Genomic DNA, 4,245 nt, shown 5'->3' with positions numbered 1-4,245 from the left:
GGAATTTTACAGAGCGCACCAAAGGCGGTGGGTAGGCGTTCTCTTTACGGCCGCATCCAGCAGTTTGCCAGTTATCTCTATGGTCCTATATTTGCGGCAGGTCTTAGCTTTTGGCAATTAGGAGATGCACAATATTGGGGGCATAACGCAATTATTCGAGTAGAACCCTTCATGAAAAACTGCGCGCTTCCGAGATTGCCGGGGGATCCTCCTTTTGGAGGTGAAATTTTAAGCCACGATTTCGTGGAGGCAGCTTTAATGAGGAGGGCCGGCTATGAAGTGTGGCTTTCATACGATTTGGAAGGAAGCTTTGAAGAAACTCCCCCCAACCTTTTGGAGGAATTATCGAGAGATCGTCGCTGGTGCCAGGGAAACTTACAACATCTCAGGCTTTTTCTCCTTAAGGGTATCATCCCTGCACATCGTTTCCTCTTTTTAAATGGAGTCATGATATACGGATCAGGGTTATTGTGGTTTTGCTTTATATTAATGAGTTCACTTCAGGCAATGCTGGAAGTTTGGATTGAACCGGTTTATTTCCCGCGAGAATACGCTCTGTTCCCTGAATGGCCCGTATGGTATCCTAAGTGGGCGCTAACTCTTTTTGTAGTTGTTATGATACTGCTCTTCCTCCCAAAGGTATTTGGACTATGTCTTGTAATTTTCAAAAAGCAATCTCATTTCTTTGGCGGCACGTCAAAGCTCATAATGACCGTATTTTTGGAGATAGTATTTTCTATTCTTTTTGCTCCAATCAAGATGTTATTTCACAGCAAGTTTCTTTTCTTTGCGCTCCTGGGAAAAACCGTAGGTTGGGGACCTCAAGAAAGGTCCGATGTCGGTTTAAGTTGGAGAGAGGCCCTTAGATTTCATTGGAGCGGCACGCTGACTGGGCTTATTTGGGGCTCTATTGTATGGATAGTCAATCCAACGTTTTGTATGTGGATTTCTCCAATTTTAATTTCCTTTATCTTGTCAATTTTCCTTACTGTCTGGACGAGTCGCCCTACAGCAGGAGAAACCTTTAAAGGGTGGGGATTATTTCTTACCCCTCAAGAGACAAATCCTTCATTGGAAATAAGGATTCTGGAGGAAGTTCTTTCCGATCCGCCAATATTATCTGAAGGAGGATTATGCCTGGTTTTATTTGATCCTTGGGTTAACGCCCTTCACAGAGGGCTTATGCGCAAAAAACGCAGTATATCGCGAGACGTTAAGGCAGAGATCGAAACCAAGGTTCTCAGGGGAGACTACGAAAGTCTCACGAAGGACGAGGCTATGAAGCTCTTGCGCTCCCCTGCCCTCCTCTTTGAACTTCACAAAAGGATATGGGAAAGCCCTAAAGATGTGTTTGACAAGTGGGAAACATATCTTAACATCCTTAATCAGCCGCTTTAATTTACTTAAATATTTGTTTTCTTTAAAAATATCAGCATTATGGCTAGCCAATGTAGGATTTAATGCTAAAATGGTAAGTCAGGTTGTATGTACACAAATGTCAAAAACTGACTGGATCTGCTTTGCTGATATGAAAAACGTACAGCCGAAGAGCCAAAGCTTTTATATAAACTTTTGATAGATATGTTGCAATGTTGTAAGTCCTTTTAGGACATGAAGTTGACGAGGAGGCAATAGTGTATGCGTTTTGTTCTTTATAATATCCGCTATGCTACTGGTACAGGGTGGGATTACCACGTCCCCTTTCCCTTTTGGGGATGTTTTAGAAAAACGGAAAGGAATTTTCGGGATATTTCCAGCTTTTTGACTAAGCTAAACCCTGATATTGTCGGTTTGGTCGAATCTGACGGGGGTTCTTACAGGCAAAATGGCAAAAGTCAACCCAAAGAGATGGCTTCGCAAATAGGAGGAGTGCCTATATTTAGCTGTAAATATCCCCCGGAATCATTTATGACTAGGGCACCTGTGCTAAAGGCTCAGGGAAATGCCGTTGTTACCAGGATACCGCCACTCGATTGCGACGTTCACTATCTAAGTCATGGCCTTAAAAGGGCTTTTCTTGAGGTAGAATACAAGGACTTTGTGCTTTATTTGGTTCATTTGTCCTTGAGGCGAAAAACCCGCGCAAAGCAGCTGGATGAATTGAGCCAAAATTGTCTTTCAGCCAAAAAGCCAATGATATTGGCCGGGGATTATAATACATTTGGCGGTGCAAAAGAGCTGGCTCCACTTGTAAAAAGGGTTGGGCTCAAAAACGCGAACCCGGATTGCATGCCCACCTATCCTAGTTCATCGCCAAGAAAGTTACTCGATTTTGTCCTTCATAGTCCTGAGATAAAGGTCACCAACCTTATCATTCCAAAAGTGACGTTTTCTGACCATTTGCCAATAGTGTGTGACTTTTCGCTCTAGGGTTAACAAATACTTTTTGAGGTAGTAGAGCATGAGTGATATCTCTGCGTTATTCTTGTGGTTGTATAACATTTCGTCTTTTTGTATCCGCATCGGGATGCTTTGCTACGTCCCCTTGAAACATGAACCACCGACGGCTGTTGCTTGGCTTTTGGCAATAAATATATGGCCATGGGGTGGTCTGATTCTTTATTCGCTAATTGGCTCCACTGGACTTCCCAGGGAGCGGTTAAGACGGCGATCGAAGCTTTTATCGGAACTGGGCAGTGTACTCCATGACTTGAGAGTTCATGTATTAAGCGAAGTTAACAATCCTGCCTTGAAGGAAGATCAAACGAGGATCAGCTACATGGCTTATAAAATGGTGGACATGAACCCCGTGGCAGGCAATACAGTGGAATTATTAAGTGATTTTGAAGAATATCTGGATCGCTTGTGCCATGATATCGATAACGCCGAAAGGTACGTCAATCTTCTTTACTATATATTTGCATACGACGATTTAACGAAGAAACTTTTTGATTCCCTGGAAAGGGCCGCCAAGCGAGGGGTTAAATGCCACCTGCTCGTAGATTCCGTGGGTTCAAAAAAGTTTTTGAGACGACACGCTTATTTATTGCGAGGCAGCGGCATTAAAGTTGTTGAAGTTCTGCCCATCAGGTTGCTCAGGCGAACGACCTTCACCGCCCGCTATGACATCAGAAACCACAGGAAGATCGCTGTCATCGATGGGCAAGTAGCCTACACGGGTTCTCATAATATCATTGAACCTTCCTATAACAGGAAAGCCAGGGGGAGACTTTGGCGCGATCTTTCGGTCAGGTTGACGGGCCCCGTTGTAATCCAACTTTTAGCTGTTTTTTACGAGGATTGGTACGTCGAGACTCACGAAGAGATACCTTTTAATGAATTGTTGTATTTTCTTCCGCACCTCAAAACTGGAGGAAGTGCCGTATTGCAGACAGTCCCAAGTGGACCATCGATGCAATTACAAAATTACCAGCGATTGGTTGTTTCTGCTTTGCTGAGCGCTAAAAAAACCGCAACTATCACTACTCCATATTTTATTCCCGACAGCCAGACGATGCACGCCATTGAAACGGCACGCATCATGGACGTTGATGTCAACCTCGTTGTCCCAGAAAGGGCGGACAAAGCCATAGTTGGCGGAGTCGCAAGAGCATATTTTACCCCTCTTTTGAATATGGGAGTCAACATATACCTCTATAAGGGCGATATACTTCACGCTAAGACCGTTACGATCGATGACAGATTGGCGTTTCTGGGAACCAGTAACTTTGACATTCGCTCCTTTGCTTTGGATTTTGAAGTTGACTTGATATTTTACAGCGAAAGTGAAGTCTCACACGTACTCGAAACCCAGGAAATGTATATAGCAAATTCAAGGATCTTGCATCGAAGCGATTGGGAAAAAAGACCTGCTGTTGAACATGTAGTATATGGCATTACCAAGCTATTTAGTCCCTTGTTCTAACAATGGAGGGTGTATGACACATTGACTGAGGCAAGTTTCAAAAGAACCGTACTTTTTGTTGCCGCAGCGGCTTCGTTTCTGGGTCCTTTCATGATATCGACTGTAAACATAGCGCTTCCTGCCATCGGCCAATATTTTGGAGCAGACGCTGTGACGCTTGGATGGGTAGCCACATCATATATGTTGGCTACGGTTGTTGCTTTGGTTCCTGTCGGCAAAGCAGCGGATATTGCGGGCAGGAGGAAAGTATTTGCCCTGGGTGCTGCCATAGTGGCTTTATTTAACATTCTAGTCCTCTTTTCCATTAATTTATCCTTTCTTATAATTTGTCGCGTATTTCAGGGAATAGGAGGAGCTATGATCGTAACGACATCCGTGGC

At 43.9% G+C, this 4,245-nt stretch carries 4 protein-coding genes; all 4 read left to right on the top strand.

The window, feature by feature from the left end; genetic code table 11:
• The coding region (mdoH, locus tag Q7P41_RS05480; protein WP_303882779.1) for a glucans biosynthesis glucosyltransferase MdoH at positions 1-1,398 on the top strand (1,398 nt) is incomplete at its 5' end.
• A 240-nt stretch (positions 1,399-1,638) separates the two neighbouring features.
• The gene (locus Q7P41_RS05475) at positions 1,639-2,370 is read left to right on the top strand and encodes an endonuclease/exonuclease/phosphatase family protein (RefSeq protein WP_303882778.1); all 732 of its coding nucleotides are present in this window, start codon (positions 1,639-1,641) and stop codon (positions 2,368-2,370) included.
• Between the two features lie 31 nt (positions 2,371-2,401).
• Positions 2,402-3,865, top strand: coding sequence for a cardiolipin synthase (gene cls / locus Q7P41_RS05470; RefSeq protein WP_303882777.1), 1,464 nt, complete (start codon positions 2,402-2,404; stop codon positions 3,863-3,865).
• Between the two features lie 21 nt (positions 3,866-3,886).
• Positions 3,887-4,245 (top strand): MFS transporter (locus Q7P41_RS05465; RefSeq protein ID WP_303882776.1); only part of this gene is annotated, 359 nt, incomplete at its 3' end.

Source organism: Acetomicrobium mobile (assembly GCF_937920065.1).
Note: the sequence above shows the minus strand (reverse complement) of the source record. Positions and strands in the feature narration are given on the sequence as shown.

Excerpts from the sequence above, each read along its gene's own strand:
- Q7P41_RS05475 (WP_303882778.1), top strand. The coding sequence starts at position 1,639 with ATGCGTTTTGTTCTTTATAATATCCGCTATGCTACTGGTACAGGGTGG.
- cls (WP_303882777.1), top strand. The coding sequence starts at position 2,402 with ATGAGTGATATCTCTGCGTTATTCTTGTGGTTGTATAACATTTCGTCT.